Genomic DNA, 18,207 nt, shown 5'->3' with positions numbered 1-18,207 from the left:
TGAGTTTAAATATGATCCCTTATGGAAAGCAAGATATCAATCAACAAGATATTGATAGTGTCATTAGCGTATTACAATCTGATTGGTTAACCCAAGGGCCTCAAGTACCTTTGTTTGAACAAGCCTTATCAGAAAAATGCCAAGCAGACTATGCAATTGCAGTAAATAGTGCGACTTCAGCATTACACATTGCTAATTTAGCATTAGGGGTTGGTAAAGGTGATATTGTTTGGACAAGCCCTATTACGTTTATCGCCACCGCAAATAGTGCACTTTATTGTGGTGCCAAAGTAGATTTTGTTGATATCGATTTATGCTCTGGCAACATGTCCGTAGACGCATTAAAAATAAAATTACAATGGGCTAAAAAACATAATTGCCTGCCAAAAGTGGTGATCCCAGTACATTTAGCAGGCCAATCATGTGATATGGAATCTATTCAAATGCTTGCTAAAGAATATGATTTTTCACTAATTGAAGATGCTTCTCATGCTGTAGGCGGAAAATATCAACACTTTCCTATTGGTTGTTGTCAATATAGCGACATTACCGTATTTAGTTTTCATCCGGTAAAAATAATTACTTCAGCTGAAGGTGGCATGGCATTAACTAATAATAAAATGCTTGCTAAGAGTATGCGTGCTTTGCGCAGCCATGGGGTAACTGCAAATCCAGAGGAGATGACAGAGCCAAGCCATGGTCCTTGGTATTATCAACAACTACTACTTGGCTTTAATTATCGAATGAACGATATACAGGCTGCTTTAGGTGTATCACAATTATCACGAATTGATGAATTTGTTAAACAACGTAACCAATTGGCTACTCGCTATAACCTTGCTTTTGCCAATACTAATATTACCCTACTGACCCCTAGCACTGATAAATTGTCAGCTTATCACTTATATTTAATATTATTGCCTGAAGCGAATGCTATAAAGCATAAACAAGCCATTGTGAACTTAAGAGCACATGGCATTTGTGCTCACGTACATTATATTCCCGTTCACCTACAACCCTATTATCAACAAATAGGATTTAAAACAGGTGATTTCCCCAATGCTGAGCAATATTATCAACGGGTGATTTCATTACCCTTATACCCTAATTTAACTCGTTCAGAACAACAACATATAATTGAACAAGTGAAGCTTTTAGTATGAAACTTGCCCTAGGAACTGCACAATTTGGTTTAGATTACGGTATTACCAATGTACAGGGGCAAGTATGTCCAAGCCAGATAAATAAAATTTTAACACTCGCAAAGCAAGAAAACATCAACACTTTAGACACAGCACCGGCTTATGGCAACAGTGAAGGTATTTTAGGAAAAACATCACTATGTTCACAGTTTAACATAGTAACAAAAATACCTGCTTTAAAAAGTGATGAGTCATGTGTCAATCAATACGTCAATTCAAGCTTAAAGCAACTTCATATTGAGAAACTCACTGCTGTATTGTTTCATCAAGTCGATGATATAATCAGCTCTCCACTCGCAGAAAGTCGTTTTAATTCCCTTATCAAATTAAAGCAAAAAAATAAAATATCTAAAATTGGTATTTCTGTATATACGCCAGAGCAATTGGAGTTTTGCATTAAACACTACCCAATTGACATTGTTCAACTACCATTAAACATAATAGATCAGCGATTTATAACAACTAATTGGCTTAAAAAATTGGCTGATATTGGAGTAGAAGTACATTGTCGCTCACTTTTTTTACAAGGCTTATTACTCGTTCCACCTGAAAAGTTACCGAGCTACTTCACTCCTTTTAAAGACTATTTTAATTGTTTTTCAGAGGCAGCCCTACAATTAAAAGTAACACCATTAAGCTTAGCCTTAGCTATTGGGTTACAGCATGACGGTATCAATAAAATAGTGGTTGGATGTTGTGATGATAAGCAGCTATCAGAAATTATTAGTGCCTACACAACCGCTAAAACAATTAATGAGGACCTATCTTCATTCGCTTGCGACAATGAGAAATTGGTCATTCCGAGTAACTGGCATTAAGGAAATGAAACCATGAAAAAAGTCTTATTTGATGATAAAAAGTTTTTAGAGAATAACAATATTTACCTTCGAAATGTTTGCTTAACTGATGTTAACGACAGTTATTATCAATGGTTAAATGATCCACAAGTTAATCAATTTTTAGAAACGCGCTTTGTGGTGCAATCAAAGGAAAAAATTGCTGAATTTGTGACGAGTAAAGACGGTGACCCTAACGAAATATTACTCGCTATTTGTGATAAAGAGCAGGACTTACATATTGGCAATATAAAACTTGGGGCAATTAATTGGTATCACCGTCGCGCTGAGATAAGCTTACTAGTGGGGAATAAAAAATATTGGGGTAAAGGCATTGCTACTCAAGCAATACAATTGATCAGTGAATTTGCATTTCAAACACTCAACTTAAATAAACTAATGGCTGGTGCTTATCAAAATAATATTGGCAGTATTAAAGCTTTTCAAAAATGTGGCTATAAAATTGAAGGCGAAGTTGAAGACTATGTATTGGTTAACAATCAAGGGGTTGCATTGATTAAGCTTGGTATCACGGCTAAACAATTTTTATCACATCAAAAAGAAGCGGCCCCTCATGAGCATTAATGTCATTTTGCAAGCTCGGCTTTCATCTACCAGGCTTCCTGGAAAGGTGTTGAAAGATATCGTTAACAAACCTATGCTTGCGCTACAAATTGAACGCATTAAAAGAGCGGAGTTTATTGACAACATTATTGTTGCCACCAGTGTTGAGCAAGCTGATGATGCAATTGAGCAATTATGTAATAAATTAGCTATTCCCTGTTTTAGAGGCAGTTTAAATGACGTACTCGATCGTTTTTATTCAACACAGCTGGCTTTTCCAAGTGACCATATAGTGCGCCTTACAGGAGACTGTCCACTAATAGAGCCGACTATCATTGATCAGGTTATTGATTTACATCTAAAACAAGCAGCAGATTATACCAGTAATTGCCTTACTCCTTGCTTACCCGACGGCTTGGATGTTGAAGTGTTTACCCATAAAGCACTAACTGTCAGTTGGCAGCAGGCCGTCAAACCCTCTGAGCGTGAGCACGTTACCCAGTATATGCGCAATCACAGTGAACTATTTAGATTAATAAATTTTCAATACCAGCCAGATCTTTCTAAGCACCGTTGGACTGTAGATGAACCGAGTGACTTTACATTAATTAAAACAATATATGAAAATTTATACCCAATTAACCCAAACTTTACTATGCAAGATGTATTAGCCCTGCTAAAAAAACAGCCGGAATTATCCGATTTGAATAGCAAATTCAACCGAAATCAAGGTTTAGAAAATTCCATTGCTTATGATAAGGAACAAGGTTTTGAATAGAGAATTCACCCAATCTGAACAGTTATTGACACGGGCAGAACAAAGTATTCCGCTTGGCTCACAAACCTTTAGTAAGTCTAAAACGGCTTATCCTATGGGCGTTTCACCTTTTTTTATTGAACGTGGCGAAGGTTGCCAAGTGTGGGATGTGGATAATAACCAATATACTGATTTTGTGAGTGGTCTCTTATCTATCTCGCTAGGTTATTGCGATAATGATGTTGATGCAGCAATTCTTAAACAAATGAAATCTGGTGTAACTTTTTCGCTTCCACACAGGCTTGAAATGGAAGTAGCAGAAATGATCGTTGATATGGTACCTTGCGCCGAAATGGTTAGATTTGGTAAAAATGGTAGTGATGCAACATCTGCAGCTATTCGTTTAGCCAGAGCACATACTGGCAATGAACATATAGGGGTTTGCGGTTATCATGGTTGGCAAGATTGGTACATTGGCTCTACAACTCGCGATTTAGGGGTACCCGAATCAACAAAAGCACTGACCCATAGCTTTGTATATAACGATATTGAATCATTAAAACATATCTTAGCACAACATAAGTTCGCTGCTATTATTATGGAACCAATGAACTTGGCCTACCCTAGTGCTCGTTTTTTACAAGAAGTTAAAACTTTATGCCATCAACATGGTGCTTTACTTATTTTTGATGAAATGATCACAGGTTTTCGCTTTGCTAAAGGTGGCGCGCAAGAACTGTTTGGCGTCACTCCTGATTTAGCTACCTTTGGCAAAGGCATGGCTAATGGCTACCCTATTTCAGCTGTTGTTGGTCGTAAAAGTATCATGATGCTAATGGAAGATATCTTCTTCTCAGGCACTTTTGCTGGGGAAACTTTGTCTCTAGCAGCAACAAAAGCGACATTGAACAAAATTAAGACTCAGAATGTTATCCCGCATATTCATGCCATGGGGGAACAGCTTATTCATGGGTTGCAACAAACCCTCAAGGCAATGGGAAACCCTAGTTGGCTGAAGATATGTGGACACCCTAGTTGGTCATTTCTTCAAATTTTAGATTGTGCACCATACACAAGTTGGCAACTAAAATCTTTATTTCTACAAGAAATGGCTCAAAGAGGAATATTACTTGGCGGAGGGCATAACCTAAATTATGCTCACCAAAGCCAGGATATTGACAAATTACTTAACGCTTATCGTGAAATTTTACCTTTATTATCTGAAACCATTAGCAAGCAAAATTTTGATGAAATATTTCAGGGAGAAGTACTTCAACCGTTATTTAAGGTTCGATAACAATGACCAAGCACACACCTTCTAGCCAAGGGAGCAATCTAACAACCATAGCTATTCGAGTAGATTCATCCAGTCGAATGGGTACTGGTCATGTGATGCGATGTTTGACCTTAGCAAAAAAAATGAAAGCTCTGAGTATTAGAACCCTCTTTTTATCTAGAAATCATCAAGGAAATATCAATCATTTAATTGAACAATCCGGCTTTGAGTTAGTTTTGTTAGCCAAACCAACTATTAACATAGAACATCAGACCAACGATAAATTTTGGTTGGGGTGTAGTGCCATAGATGACGCCAAAGAATGTAAAAAACAACTAAACGGTATCAGTATTGACCTCTTAATTGTTGATCACTACAGCTTAGATATACAGTGGCAACAATTAATCAAAAAATACTTACAACCAAGAAAAATAATGGTTATAGATGACCTAGCCAACCGAGCGCATGAGTGTGATATATTATTAGATCAAACGTTAGGTCGTAAGTATTGTGATTACAAAGACTTAGTGCCAAAAGACTGCCAATTACTACTTGGCGCTGACTTTATTATGCTCCGCGATGAGTTTTTACTAAATCGGCCGTTAGCACAAACAAAAAGAAAGCAAACGTCAGTAGTTAACCATATTCTAATTTCCATGGGCGGAACAGATCCCGACAATATCGCTGAAACACTGTTAATTTGGTTAATTCAATTTCAACAAACAAACCAAGGTATAAACGTAACTTTAGTTGCAAACCCAAGCTCAATATTTTTAAACAACCTCAAAGCAGTGAGTGCAAATCATAACTGGATCACAGTGGTTACCCAACCAGAATCCATGGCTAAGCTGATGTTAATGGCTGATATTGCTATTGGTTCTTCTGGCGCAACTGCCTGGGAACGTTGTTGCTTAGGCTTGCCTAGCTTATCTATTGTCAGTGCTGTAAACCAAGACTTCTTAAATGAAAGCTTATCTCAAGCAGGCGCTATCAAAAATCTTGGTCACCATGTTAAATTAACTTATAAAGATTTCGAAACATCGCTCAACCAATTAATGCATAATAGAAGTAATTACCTAAAAATGGTTAATTGCAGTTTTAATTGCTGTGATGGTTTAGGAGTCAACAAGGTTGTTGATGTTATAGCCAACAATACATCCATGAGTGTTCGTTTGCAAAAAGCCGTACTTGACGATTGCTTTGACATATTTCAATGGCAATCAAATACTGAGATACGAAAATATTTTCACAATCCAGAACCCGTAAAATGGCAACAACATTGTGATTGGCTTAAGGCTACTTTGAAAAACGAAAATAAGCATTTATATATGATTAAGCTTGTTCAACCAAATAATCAAAAGCGACAATCCATTGGTTTAGTTAGACTAGACATTCTAACGAAGTTTAAAGTCAAAGTAGATGCACGCTGGTTAGTTTCCATAATTATCTCACCTAAACAACAGGGCAAAAATTTTGCGCAAAAAGCACTGGAATTAATACCGACAATTTTTAAAGAGCAAGGCATTATTGCTGAAGTACACCTTAAAAACGCTGCTTCGCATAAACTTTTTTCACGAGCCGGCTTTACTCAAATATCACCGATTAGCTATTACTTGAAAGCCAACAGCCAACAAGGAGAAGCCAATGTCTAACTTTATTGTGGCTACTATTCACCCTTGGAACATAAAAGCATTTAATCATTACAGTAAAACATTAACCGGTAATTGGCACTTAATTACTGATAAAGATGATTTAACTATTGAAATAATCAATAAAATTAATCCTGACTATATCTTTTTTCCCCATTGGAGCTGGTTGGTACCAAATGACATTTACACCCAATGGAACTGTGTTTGCTTTCATATGACTGACGTACCTTTTGGCCGTGGAGGTAGTCCACTACAAAACCTCATAATAAGGGGATTAAGCAAAACTAAAGTATCGGCATTACAGATGACTGAGCAGCTAGATGCTGGGCCAGTATACTTAAAGCACCCCATGGCTCTGAATGGCTCAGCGAACGATATTTTTAATCAATTAGCTAACGTTGTTGCAGAGATGATCAGCGAAATAGTTGCCAAAAAGCCGGTACCAATTGAGCAATCAGGTGACATAGTACATTTTGAAAGAAGAACCCCCGAACAAAGTGAAATACCAAATGATATATCGGTGGAAAAGTTATACGATTTCATACGCATGTTAGATGCGCCAAGCTATCCAAAAGCATTTGTACAGCAAGGTTCTAATAAACTTGAATTTTCAGATGCTAAATTGGAAAATGGCACACTAACCGCTAAAGTAACTTTTGGTACAGATTTAAACTAAGCTTTTTGCTGGGTCTAATAAACTAAAAAAAGAGAGAGCACTGACACGATGCCAAAAATTAAAACAGGAACATTCGCTTCAGAAATTACCATAGATGGTACCAAAATTGGTGCAGAACAACCTCCTTATGTTATTGCTGAACTCTCTGCAAACCACAATGGCTCTTTAGAAAGAGCCTTAGTAACAATCGAAATGGCAAAAGCAATGGGCGCAAATGCCATAAAGTTACAAACCTATAGCGCTGATACAATGACAATAGACTGTGACAATGAGCACTTTCAAATACATGGAGGCTTATGGGATGGCTACAATTTATATAAACTTTACCAATGGGCTCAAACCCCTTATGAATGGCACAAAGCCATGTTTGATCATGCTAGAAAAATTGGTATCACCGTATTTAGTACCCCCTTTGATGAAAGCGCAGTCGACTTATTAGAATCTCTTGATTGCCCTGCTTATAAAATAGCTTCTTTTGAAGCAACAGATCTTCCTTTAATTGAAAAGGTAGCAAAAACGGGCAAACCCTTAATTATTTCAACTGGCATGGCTGATGAAGAAGAAATTAATGACCTAGTTGAAACAGCAAAAAATTCAGGTTGTACAAATTTGGTATTATTACATTGCATTAGCTCATACCCAGCGCCCATTGAACAGAGTAACTTGCATACTATCAATGATATTGCTCAACGTTGGCAAGTTATTCCTGGACTTTCAGATCACACTTTAGGAACCAATGTTGCCATTACTGCTGTAGCCCTTGGCGCATGTGTTATTGAAAAACATATCACGCTTAGTCGAGAGGATAAGGGACCCGATAGTGAATTTTCGCTCGAGCCGGATGAATTGAAGCAACTAGTTGAACACAGCAAACTTGCATGGCAATCTCTTGGCACGGCGAGTTACGATAGAAAGCCAGCTGAACTGGACAATTTAAAATTTAGACGGTCATTATTTTTTGTCAAAGACATAAAGCAAGGTACTGTTATCACTAGTGAACATGTCAGGAGGATAAGACCTGGAGCAGGACTTGCCCCTAAATTTTACCTTGATGTAATAGGAGCTACCGCCACTTGCGATATTCACCGTGGTACTCCAGTGACATGGGAGTTAATCAGTGAATAGTACCCCTCAATTAGCTAAAACAGAAAAAGTACTCGTGATTGTTGCCCATGCCGATGATGAAGCCATTGGTTGTGGTGGAACCCTGTTAAAACACAGTGATAATGGCGACGAAGTTCGCATTATCTATATGACAGATGGTGTTGGAGCAAGAGCAAGTGATCCTGTTGCAAGCATAGATAGGTTATCAGCCCAAAAACAAGCATGCCATCAACTTGACGTTAGCACATTTTACAACCATGCTTTTCCTGATAACGGCATGGATCAGATCCCTCTAATTGAAGTGGCACAAGTTATTGAGCCAGTTATCAAGGAATATAAACCAACCATAATTTATACCCACCACGGTGGCGATTTAAATATAGATCACCGTATTGTTCACCAAGCTGTGTTAACTGCTTGTCGCCCTCAACCCAATACTTCGGTGAAAAAAATACTTTCATTTGAAGTTAACTCAAGCACAGAATGGGCATCAATAAGTATGAGTGCCCCTTTCTTACCAAACTATTTTGTTGATATCAGTCGCTACAATAAAGAAAAACAGCTGTTACTGGAGAAGTATCAAAATGAAATGAAGCCCTACCCTCATACTCGTTCAATAGAAGCGATTGATTATTTGAACAAAGTACGAGGCAGTAGTATTGGTGTTGAATCCGCAGAAGCGTTCATGTTAATTCGCCTAATAAATTAACTCTTATTAGAGTAGAACAACTATACAACATAAGCTCTGCATTGTATAAAAGGTTAATAAACTGCTGCAAAAATAACCAGCAAAGATCAACTGACCCTAGCCGCTTTTCTGTTTTTAACAAGTTTTTCAAGTAAAAAGTACAGATGTGAGTGGAATTTATCTAATGCGAAATTAATAAACGCTAGCTGCTGTTCTTTATCTTGGTAACAATAAGCATTCGTCATAATGTTTGACTGAAAATAGTTCACGGTTCCTTGTAAAAAACGATGAAGTACTTGAGTTTCTTTTTGTAATTTAAAGCTAGCAATATATTTATGTTGATTCGAAAATAATTGCGTTAAATGTAGCCGAGATTCAATTTTCACTGAAGTGATGGATACTGTCATATCTATTATCTGCTTTAAAAACTTTATCTTATCTTCAAATAAAACAGACAAATCATATTCGCTGAGTTCTCGTTGAGAAAAAGCGTGACTAAGTAAGTTTTCTAGTGAACTTTCTTTAGCTTTAATATTCTCCAACACTTCTATATCGGTAAATCTCAGAGGGTGACTTAACTCTATTTTTGCACCATTACTACAGTTATAACACGTTATATCTGGATTTTTCTCTAATAGAATTTCCAGAGACGCTCTTGAGTTATCAAAGTGTTGTATTGTTGACACTTCCTCTTCAAAGTTACCGGCTACTTTCATATCAGCAGTCATCGTTTTACGTTCTGCATGAGAGCCTTTCTGGTAATATACACTGCCTTTAGAGTGATGATGCTCTTCATCAATCCAGCCATAATCAACACCAAATAAATACATGGTTTTAAAGCCTAAATATACTGCTGCCGCTGTTGCTGCATTAGATACTGTTGGGTTACAAGCATCGACCGCAGGATATTTATCAGCCTCTAAATATTCATAAAGAAAATCCATTCCACCGTCTTTTGGCTTAGATAACAAATAAGCATTTTTAAAGAGCTTCAATATTTTAGTATATACAGTGTTCAATGCTATTATGTTGATTTTCTTTAACTTATCTTTATGCCCCACTGAGTCTACCCACTCATACAACTCTGGTGTCCGTTCCATTTCAATATGAAAATCTGGCGTGATACCAGCATCTAATATTGATTTAAGCGCTGTACCACAAGAGAAAACAACTGAATTAGCTTCATTTTCTTTGATGTAATCAATGGTTTCGTCTAAAGAAGGACCATTGCCAATAATGAAAACAGGCTTGTCTGCAAGCTTATTTTTAAAATAGTCTTTTTTCAGGATAAAGCCGTATCCTTCATTTGCATTAGCTATGGTATGGTCCACGCTGATAATTTCATCTTCAAAAAAACCCCAACCACTGCTGAAACGGTAAGCTAATTCAAAAATACGCTGAAAAGTTGCATCGGTAGCCTCACTCCGGTAATGGCGATAATTGAAAAATCGCGCAATATTAGAAAAACCATGAGTAACTAAAAATTCATTTAAACCATTCACATACTGATTTTGGTTCCCTCCTAGTTTGATCGTAAATGCTCCCCCAAGACTAAAACATTTTTCAATTAATGGACCGAAATCTACACAATGCATTGCACAAAAGAAACAATCAGGATCTGGCTCATATAAATAGAAACAGCGAACATCGCATAACTGAAATAAACGCTCTATATGAAAACCTAATCCTACTCCAATCATTGATAATAAATCCATATGCTTTTCATGGGCTAGTAAATTATAACTTGAGTCTGGCTTTTCTTCTTCTCGCTTACGATAAATATCAAATAGCGCTCTTTCGTGTTCAAATAAATTATTACCGTCCTTGCTAAGACTATAGGAAAACAACCGCGGATTTTCATAAAACTCATCAGCCTGTTGGTAGCTGTTTGCTTTTGCATGATCTTTATAAACCAGTGAACCGTCAGAAACCATATTGACTTCACCATTATGATCAAAGGTGAGTTTTACTCTAGTTGGGCTGTAATTTTGATAAAACTCAAATATTTCCGGCATGAATTTTTTCATCACTGCCATATTGGTTAGAAAAGTAGCACGTAAAAGCTTTGTTTGAATATCTAGTTCAAGGTCGGAAATCTGTGGCATGGGTATCCCTGATAACAAAAAGTTGACACTGAGTAATAATACTCTTAATCATCAAGATAAAGCAAAATATGAGCCATAAAAAACTACTGTGCTAGCTTTGGTTGGCTCAATTGGAGAAAAACTGAAAATTTATTGAATCACTAATTTGATGCTAATTTTCATTAGTGTAACCGGGTAATTGATCTAACATAGAGGTCAGGCTACCCAACGTAGCATTTAAGGCTGCAACAGCACTATCCATGGCATTAAATTGTTTGAACAAACGCGCTTCATATTTATCCATGCGCAATTTAAGATCTTCTTCTTGGCGATCTAATTGTTCAATCTTTTTATATAATGCATCTGTTTTACTATCAAGCATTGTTGAAGGTGGCGCATTGTCAACGGTTGAAGAGTTTACATCGCCACTTGAACTAGAGATTTGATCATCTATCATACTTAAAAGCAGGTCATTCATGATTTTTGTACTACCTTCAGAGTAAGTCACAGTTCCTCTACTGCCGATAGCTCCGCCCAAGACTTCAATTTTTATCCCCGCTGAATCACCACTTTCAGATAATAAGAATTGACCATCACCAAAAGCGTCAACGCCATCAATTTTACCCTCAGCATCTAGCCCCGCGATACCTTGTTGTACATCGATACCTAAATCGGCTAGAAAGGTAGAGCCTACTTCAGTAAATGCAACCGTTGAACCTGAGCCATATTGGCTTGACTCAACTTTAATCTTTCCTGCATCTTCAGTTAATACAACACTCACCCCTTTATCGATAAATGTGCTATCTGAATTTATTTTAGATTGCATTTCAGCCAATAAATCAGACAATGACGCATAGGTTTGATTGGCTAAAACAACATCATTTGATAGCACACCATCTATACGCACTTTAAAGGTATCGTTAGTTGCACCAATAGTTAAATTATTTACTGTGGTGCCAGTTAAAGAACCTCGGGTTGCTAACTGAGTAACCTCAATATCATAAGTACCAGGCTGAGTGAGAGAGTTTGAGCTGGTAAAGTCAATCTGTGTATCGGTAGCGGTTCCTGAAGCAGTAAAAAAGTCGGCAATATCTGCAATATTATTTTTTACAACGTCTGAAAATTTAGGCAATGCTGAGTTAGATTCATTAATTTCAATGGTGCCGTCTCGGTTGGTAAAAATCCCTAAATTGGCAAAGCTTTTAATGGTTCCCGTTAAATGATCTAAACGATTATTTAACACCCCTCTAAGTTGAGTTTCAATACTTCTAACCGTACCATCACCTGCTAACACCCCTTTTTGACCATTATTTGAATCCACTTTACTAAATTCATTCAAATTAGCGATTAACGTATTGTAATTGCTAACAAATGCTTTTATTTGTGATTCAACTGTTGAAGTATCGCTGTTAATATTTAAACGGATATTACTGCCTGGTTTGGTATCTTGCAATTCAACTGTCACACCAGTTATCACACTATCAATAGTGTTAGTATCACGGGTAATAGTTATACCGTTAAGTACAATTTCAGCATCATTAGCAGCAACTGTTTGCGTGGCATTTTTAGTGGTGTCATTATAAATCAACCGGGAAATGCCGCTTGTATTGTCAGTATCATTACCGTCATCATCACTCGCAGTAATTTCCATGGCATAATTTTCACCGGTTCTATCACTATTTAACACTAAGCGATAACCCGAACCATCATTAATGATTGACGCTGACAAGCCATTATTTTCATCGGCATTTAAACTATCACGTAAGCTAGTCAGGGTGTTGTTAGAAGAGTCTAAGGTAATGGTTTGAATGGTGGTATCTGCATTCACGGCAAAAGAACCAGTTTCGTATGAACCGTAGCGAATGGTTAAGGTACCTGTACCGATAGTATCATTGGCACTGCTAAACGCAGCAGTTGCAACACTTTGCGCCTGGGCTTTTTCTAACACTTCTATGTCAAAAACACCCGTTTGTGCACCTATACCTGCAGTAGCTGTCAACACATCTTCATCGGAAGAACTAATACTCACTGCTGAAAAGCTTGAAGTTTTTGATAAGTCTTTATAGGAGTCTTTAAAAGTAGATAAGGCGCTATTTATACTGCCAAATGCAGATATTTGAGCGGTGGCAAGTTCAGTATCGCGATCTATCTTACTTTGAACAGGGACTTTCTCAGCATCAATTATTGCGGTAACAATATTGTTAACTTCTAAACCAGAGCCTAGCCCAGTCGATGTAATTGCTGCCATAGAAAACTCCTATTCCCTACCAAAGGGCTTATTTGTAATGTGTTGTAGTATTGCTTTTCATGACACTACTAGATTACACATCATGCTAAATCATCAAAAATCAATTCCTATTTATGTGAAATTAAATGCAATATTCTTACCAAAAAATCACTATTTTAAGCGCTACTAAACTTTTTCACTAAAAAGCAAACCTAATGCTTTATCCATTCTCTTTAGTATAGCCAAAGCTTCTTCACTTGGTATTTGTCTGATCAATTCTTGAGTTTCGGCTTCAAATACCGAAATAACATCACGACCACTTTGTTCATCAACAGCAAAAACCACATCGCGATGCGCTAATTGTACAAACGCATTTAATTTTTCAACAACCTGTGCAGTATCTTTTGTTTTAGCTTCGCTACTTTGTTTACTTTCCTTGTCTTCTTGCACTTTGTTAACTTGAGTAACCACCTTATCTGGGGCGATAACATCTGTTTTTATTTGTCCGGAGATATTAGCCGTTTGAGCAAGACTAGCAGCACTAGCCTTTGCTTGTGGAGTAAGGCTGCCTGCATCAGTTGCTGACGAAGTATTATCAATCATGATTCTCACCTCTATATTATGAAAAAACCATTTATTCCATTATATTATCTGTTCTTTTACTATTTGTACTTTATTTAGGTAATTTTTTATCTTTACCTATAAATGACTAAAACTTCTCGGGCTAACCGAGAAGTTTTTTATCATCAGCTAGTCATCAAATCCTAACCTAATAACGACAACACGTTTTGTGTTGAGGCATTTGCTTGAGACAACATTGCAGTACCTGCTTGTTGTAATATTTGCGATTTACTTAACATTGATGTTTCAACGGCAAAGTCGGCATCTCGAATACGAGAGTTCGCAGCTGAAATATTTTGCGATACGTTTTGTAAGTTCGAAATGGTTGAGCCTAAGCGGTTTTGAATTGCACCTAAATTTGCTCGACCATCACCAATTTTTTCAAGCGCATCATCAATACGTTCAATGGTGTTATTTGCACCCGCTACACTCGCTACACTTAAGCCTACACCAATTGAAGCAGTACTACCACCCACTTGGGTTACACCAATTTTAGCCAACGCTGTATCTTGAGTTGCTTGCGTTGTTGCATTACTTGTTATTAATACATCAGCGCCATCTTTACCTGTTAACGTAATAGAGCCTGCTGTATGAGCAGTATTACCTGCACCACCAATAGTTTGGCCGTCGAACACTGCATTAGCGCCGGTTCCTGTTGTTGCATAAATATCAATATCAGAACCTGCTTGCGAAGTTAATACTAAACTACCTGTTGTATTATCGGCAGTAGCAACAACACCTTGGATGCCAGCAGCATTAATGCCTGCAACTAACTCATCTAAAGAATCTACTGAAATACCCGCTGCTTGAGTAAAATCTAACGAAACACCATTAATAACTAAAGCTGTTTCAGCCTGAATACCGGTAATATTAACCTCATACTTAACTTCAGTCGTCGCAGAAGCACTAACACCTGTTTCATCAGAAATAGCATTAATCGCGAATGCTTTATCAGCCGCGGTAGTGCCTGTTACTGCACCTAAATCTACACCGTTAATTTGTATACCATCCGTTGCTAAAACAGCAACTGAGCCTACTGCACTACCTGTTAATTTATCTGAGCCAGCACCAATCATAAAGCCCATTTGTTGAATTTGGGCACTACCAACGGCTTCTGTTACTGTCGGTGTATTTGCCGCAAATGATATTTCACTGCCGTCAGCGCTACTCAATGAGACAAAACCTTGATAATCATCAACAACTAGACCTGATCCTGCAATAGTACCACCAATATCAATTTGATTACCGGTGTCATTAGATAAAACCAATGCTCCAGAAGTGTTTAAGGATGCTGTTACACCAGAAACATCGCGGTTTATAGTATCAACTAAGTCAGTCATACTACCTGTACCACCACTACTACCATTTGAGTTAATAGCTTGGCCATTAATCGTTAAACCTGAGGTAACCCCTGTTTGACCTGCAGTACCTTCAACTGTGTTATAAGCTGATGCTGTAACACCTGTTAAACCAGTTTTTGCATTAACCATTGATGCAACATCTGTTGCCATATTAGCACCTGCTGCGCCAGTACCCGATAAAGTGACACCGTTTAAATTTACAGCTGTAGATGTCATCGCTGTGGTAGTATTTGCTCGACCACCGTTTAACTCACCTAAGCCAGAAACCGCATTTAGGTTTAAGTCTTTAGTGGTTACAGCGTCAATAGAAAATGACAATGATTGTCCTGACTCTGCCCCAATTTGTAAATTGGTTGATTTGTTAGAGCCATCTAATAAATTAGTGCCGTTAAATGAGGTGGTTTCGGCGATACGGTCTAATTCTGAATAAAGTTGGTCTATCTCAATTTGGATAGAAGCTCTGTTAGAATCTGAGTTAGTATCGTTAGCCGCTTGAACACTTAGCTCACGCATACGTTGAAGGATATTGGTCATTTCGTCCATAGACCCTTCAGCGGTTTGTGCCATTGACACACCGTCATTTGCGTTACGAACCGCTTGGTTCAAACCACGAACTTGAGAAGACATGCCTGTCGAGATTGCCAAACCAGCAGCATCATCTTTCGCACTGTTGATTCGTAAACCAGAAGACAAACGTTCCATCGCACTACTTTGCATTAATTGCGATTTGTTTAGTTGGCGTTGCGCGTTTAGCGACATTACATTGGTATTAACTACTTGAGGCATAATAAGCTCCTAGGTTTTCATAAAAATCAACAGAAAAGTCTGAAGAATGAGTTATGTCAATTATCTGACTTACAAACTTTATCGGACGCTTTTATTTTTTCTTTAACCTTTTTTACAAATAAAATAAAAAAACTTAAAAACCAAGTAAAATTCGAGGGGATTTCAGGAGACATGAATACAACAAAGCCAAGCAGTGGCTTGGCTTTAATAGTTAATGGTTAATGGTTAATGGTTAATGGTTAATGGTTAATATAATTTATTATTTAACCTGTAGGGCATCATTTATTGCGATTGTTGTTAGGCGCTTGTTATTAGCGCCCAGTTGTCAGACTGAAGTCTAACCCACAACTTCATATATTTAACCTTGCCCCTATTAACCTTGCCCTTATTAACCCTGCAATAAAGACAACACGTTTTGCGTACTTGCATTGGCTTGCGATAACATAGCAGTACCTGCTTGTTGCAAAATTTGCGCTTTACTTAGCTTAGATGTTTCAGCAGCAAAGTCAGCATCAACAATACGAGATTTAGATGCAGATAAATTTTGCGAAACGTTTTCTAGATTAGAAATAGTAGATGCTAAACGGTTTTGCACCGCACCTAACTCTGCACGTGAATTCGAAATTTGCTCAAGCGCCGAATCGATACGTTCAATGGTGTTTTCTGCGTTTGCGACCGTTAACACGCTTAAACCAGTGCCGATGGCTGATGCACTACCACCAAAATCAATTAAGCCTAGTTTTCCTAATGCCGTATCTTTTGCCGCTTCTGAAGCAGCAGTACTAGTAACAATAACATCTTTACCATTTTCGCCTGTTAAGGTGATATCCCCTAGAGTAACATCTGCCACACCTACACCAAGGAATGCAGTACCATCATGTAGTGATGCAGCATCATCTGTGGTCACACTAATATCGCTGCCTGACTGTGATGTTAAAATAATAGAGCCGGTAGTAGCATCAGCAGTAGCAACAACCCCTTGAATACCTGAACTATTGATGGTTGAAACCACATCATCAAGCGAAACAACACCTGCACCTAAGGCAATGACGGTGCCATTTAAGGTTAAGTTACTGTTTGTTGTACCAGGGAAAACCACTTCATATTTCACTTCAGTAGTCGCACTAGCAGTGACTCCAGTCTCGCCTGAAATAGTATTTATAGCAAAGGCTTTATCTGCAGCTGAAGTCCCTGTAACTTCGCCTAAGTCGATGCCGTTTATTTGAATCCCGTCAGCGCCAGTAATTGCTACAGCAGTTACCTCACCACCAGTAAGCTTGTCTGACCCTTCAACTAAGTTAAAACCAATTTGTTGAACTTGGCTAGCTGTTGATGTTGCTGCTGTACCTGTACTTACTTCAACAGCGGTTTGATCTGCGCTAGTTAACGCGATGAAACCACGGAAAGTATCTGTATTAGGTAAACCTACTTGTGAACCATTTGCGCCAATAACTATGTCAGCACCCGTATCATTTGAAAGCACTAACGAGCCATTATTACCGACAGAAGCAACGACACCGGGCACATCTCTATTAATAGTGTCAACTAGATCCTTCATAGAGCCAGTAGAGCCTAAGGTTACACCGTTTACTTGTAGACCAGAGCTAACACCTGTTTGACCGCCAACACCTTCAACGACGTTATAAGCAGACGCTGTTACACCTGAAATACCTGATTTACTATTAATTTCAGTTTCAATTAAAATAGCCCGATTAGCGCCTGTGGCAATACCACCCAGTCCAACACCATTAATAGTGATATCATCGGCATTAATGGCACTACCGTTATTAACACGGCCACCGTTAAGCTCGCCTAAACCAGAAACGGCATTAAGGTTTAAATCTCTGGTGGTGACAGAATCAATGGCAAAGGTTAAGTTTTCACCCGCGTTAGCGCCAATTTGTAAGGTAGTTGAGCCGATACTGCCATCAAGAACGTTAACCCCATTAAACTGTGTTACGTTGGCGATGCGATCTAACTCATCATAGAGTTGATCAACCTCTGCTTGAATTGATTGGCGGTTCGATGCTGAGTTAGTGTCATTCGCAGACTGAATCGATAGTTCACGAATACGTTGTAAAATGCTGGTCATTTCATCCATCGCACCTTCTGCAGTTTGCGACATTGAAATACCGTCATTGGCATTACGCACTGCTTGGTTGATACCACGTATTTGTGATTCCATACCGGTAGCAATGGCAAGACCAGCAGCATCATCTTTCGCACTATTAACTCGAAGTCCAGAAGACAAACGCTCCATGGCTTCATTCTGCATCAATTGAGATTTATTCAATTGGCGCTGTGAATTTAGCGACATTATATTAGTATTAATAATCTGTGGCATGGTTAGCTCCTATTATCTTCTTTTCTTGCCGC

14 protein-coding genes are annotated in these 18,207 nt (G+C 38.1%); 9 read left to right on the top strand and 5 right to left on the bottom strand.

What is annotated here, in order from left to right:
• Window positions 1-11 precede the first annotated feature (11 nt).
• From pseC to ABXG98_RS02590, 9 genes are read left to right on the top strand one after another with little or no spacing between them, the layout of a single operon-like run.
• A complete protein-coding gene (gene pseC, locus ABXG98_RS02630; protein WP_353537454.1) occupies window positions 12-1,163 on the top strand; it encodes a UDP-4-amino-4,6-dideoxy-N-acetyl-beta-L-altrosamine transaminase in 1,152 nt (383 codons plus the stop codon).
• Complete coding sequence (locus tag ABXG98_RS02625) at window positions 1,160-2,020, top strand: aldo/keto reductase (protein ID WP_353537122.1); 861 nt, start codon at window positions 1,160-1,162, stop codon at window positions 2,018-2,020. Before pseC ends, ABXG98_RS02625 begins: the two co-directional genes overlap by 4 nt.
• 12 nt (window positions 2,021-2,032) lie before the next feature.
• The gene (locus ABXG98_RS02620) at window positions 2,033-2,623 is read left to right on the top strand and encodes a GNAT family N-acetyltransferase (protein ID WP_353537121.1); all 591 of its coding nucleotides are present in this window, start codon (window positions 2,033-2,035) and stop codon (window positions 2,621-2,623) included.
• Window positions 2,613-3,380 carry a cytidylyltransferase domain-containing protein gene (locus ABXG98_RS02615; protein ID WP_353537120.1) on the top strand — a complete coding sequence of 256 codons (768 nt, stop codon included), beginning with the start codon at window positions 2,613-2,615 and terminating at the stop codon, window positions 3,378-3,380. The genes ABXG98_RS02620 and ABXG98_RS02615 overlap by 11 nt, the downstream gene beginning before the upstream one ends.
• Complete coding sequence (locus tag ABXG98_RS02610) at window positions 3,373-4,656, top strand: aminotransferase class III-fold pyridoxal phosphate-dependent enzyme (protein ID WP_353537119.1); 1,284 nt, start codon at window positions 3,373-3,375, stop codon at window positions 4,654-4,656. The genes ABXG98_RS02615 and ABXG98_RS02610 overlap by 8 nt, the downstream gene beginning before the upstream one ends.
• 2 nt (window positions 4,657-4,658) lie before the next feature.
• Window positions 4,659-6,287, top strand: coding sequence for a UDP-2,4-diacetamido-2,4,6-trideoxy-beta-L-altropyranose hydrolase (gene pseG, locus ABXG98_RS02605; RefSeq protein WP_353537118.1), 1,629 nt, complete (start codon window positions 4,659-4,661; stop codon window positions 6,285-6,287).
• A complete protein-coding gene (locus ABXG98_RS02600) occupies window positions 6,280-6,960 on the top strand; it encodes a formyl transferase (RefSeq protein ID WP_353537117.1) in 681 nt (226 codons plus the stop codon). The genes pseG and ABXG98_RS02600 overlap by 8 nt, the downstream gene beginning before the upstream one ends.
• Window positions 6,961-7,008: 48 nt before the next feature.
• Complete coding sequence (gene pseI, locus ABXG98_RS02595; RefSeq protein WP_353537116.1) at window positions 7,009-8,085, top strand: pseudaminic acid synthase; 1,077 nt, start codon at window positions 7,009-7,011, stop codon at window positions 8,083-8,085.
• Window positions 8,078-8,773 carry a PIG-L deacetylase family protein gene (locus ABXG98_RS02590; protein ID WP_353537115.1) on the top strand — a complete coding sequence of 232 codons (696 nt, stop codon included), beginning with the start codon at window positions 8,078-8,080 and terminating at the stop codon, window positions 8,771-8,773. The genes pseI and ABXG98_RS02590 overlap by 8 nt, the downstream gene beginning before the upstream one ends.
• Before the next feature lie 86 nt (window positions 8,774-8,859).
• On the opposite strand, the gene ABXG98_RS02585 is transcribed toward ABXG98_RS02590, so the two are convergent.
• From ABXG98_RS02585 to ABXG98_RS02565, 5 genes are all read right to left on the bottom strand, one after another.
• Entirely contained in the window at window positions 8,860-10,857 is a 1,998-nt protein-coding gene (locus ABXG98_RS02585) for a motility associated factor glycosyltransferase family protein (protein WP_353537114.1), read from the bottom strand.
• A gap of 151 nt (window positions 10,858-11,008) precedes the next feature.
• Complete coding sequence (fliD, locus tag ABXG98_RS02580) at window positions 11,009-13,084, bottom strand: flagellar filament capping protein FliD (RefSeq protein ID WP_353537113.1); 2,076 nt, start codon at window positions 13,082-13,084, stop codon at window positions 11,009-11,011.
• Window positions 13,085-13,249: 165 nt separating this feature from the next.
• A complete protein-coding gene (locus ABXG98_RS02575; protein WP_353537112.1) occupies window positions 13,250-13,666 on the bottom strand; it encodes a flagellar protein FlaG in 417 nt (138 codons plus the stop codon).
• 161 nt (window positions 13,667-13,827) lie between these two features.
• Window positions 13,828-15,831: a flagellin N-terminal helical domain-containing protein gene (locus ABXG98_RS02570; protein ID WP_353537111.1), complete on the bottom strand. Its 2,004-nt coding sequence runs from the start codon at window positions 15,829-15,831 to the stop codon at window positions 13,828-13,830.
• Between the two features lie 388 nt (window positions 15,832-16,219).
• Window positions 16,220-18,175: a flagellin N-terminal helical domain-containing protein gene (locus ABXG98_RS02565; RefSeq protein WP_353537110.1), complete on the bottom strand. Its 1,956-nt coding sequence runs from the start codon at window positions 18,173-18,175 to the stop codon at window positions 16,220-16,222.
• Between the last annotated feature and the right edge of the window lie 32 nt (window positions 18,176-18,207).

The organism is Colwellia sp. KU-HH00111 (assembly GCF_040362745.1).
In the GTDB taxonomy this organism is placed as follows: Bacteria; Pseudomonadota; Gammaproteobacteria; order Enterobacterales; family Alteromonadaceae; genus Colwellia.
Note: the sequence above shows the minus strand (reverse complement) of the source record. Positions and strands in the feature narration are given on the sequence as shown.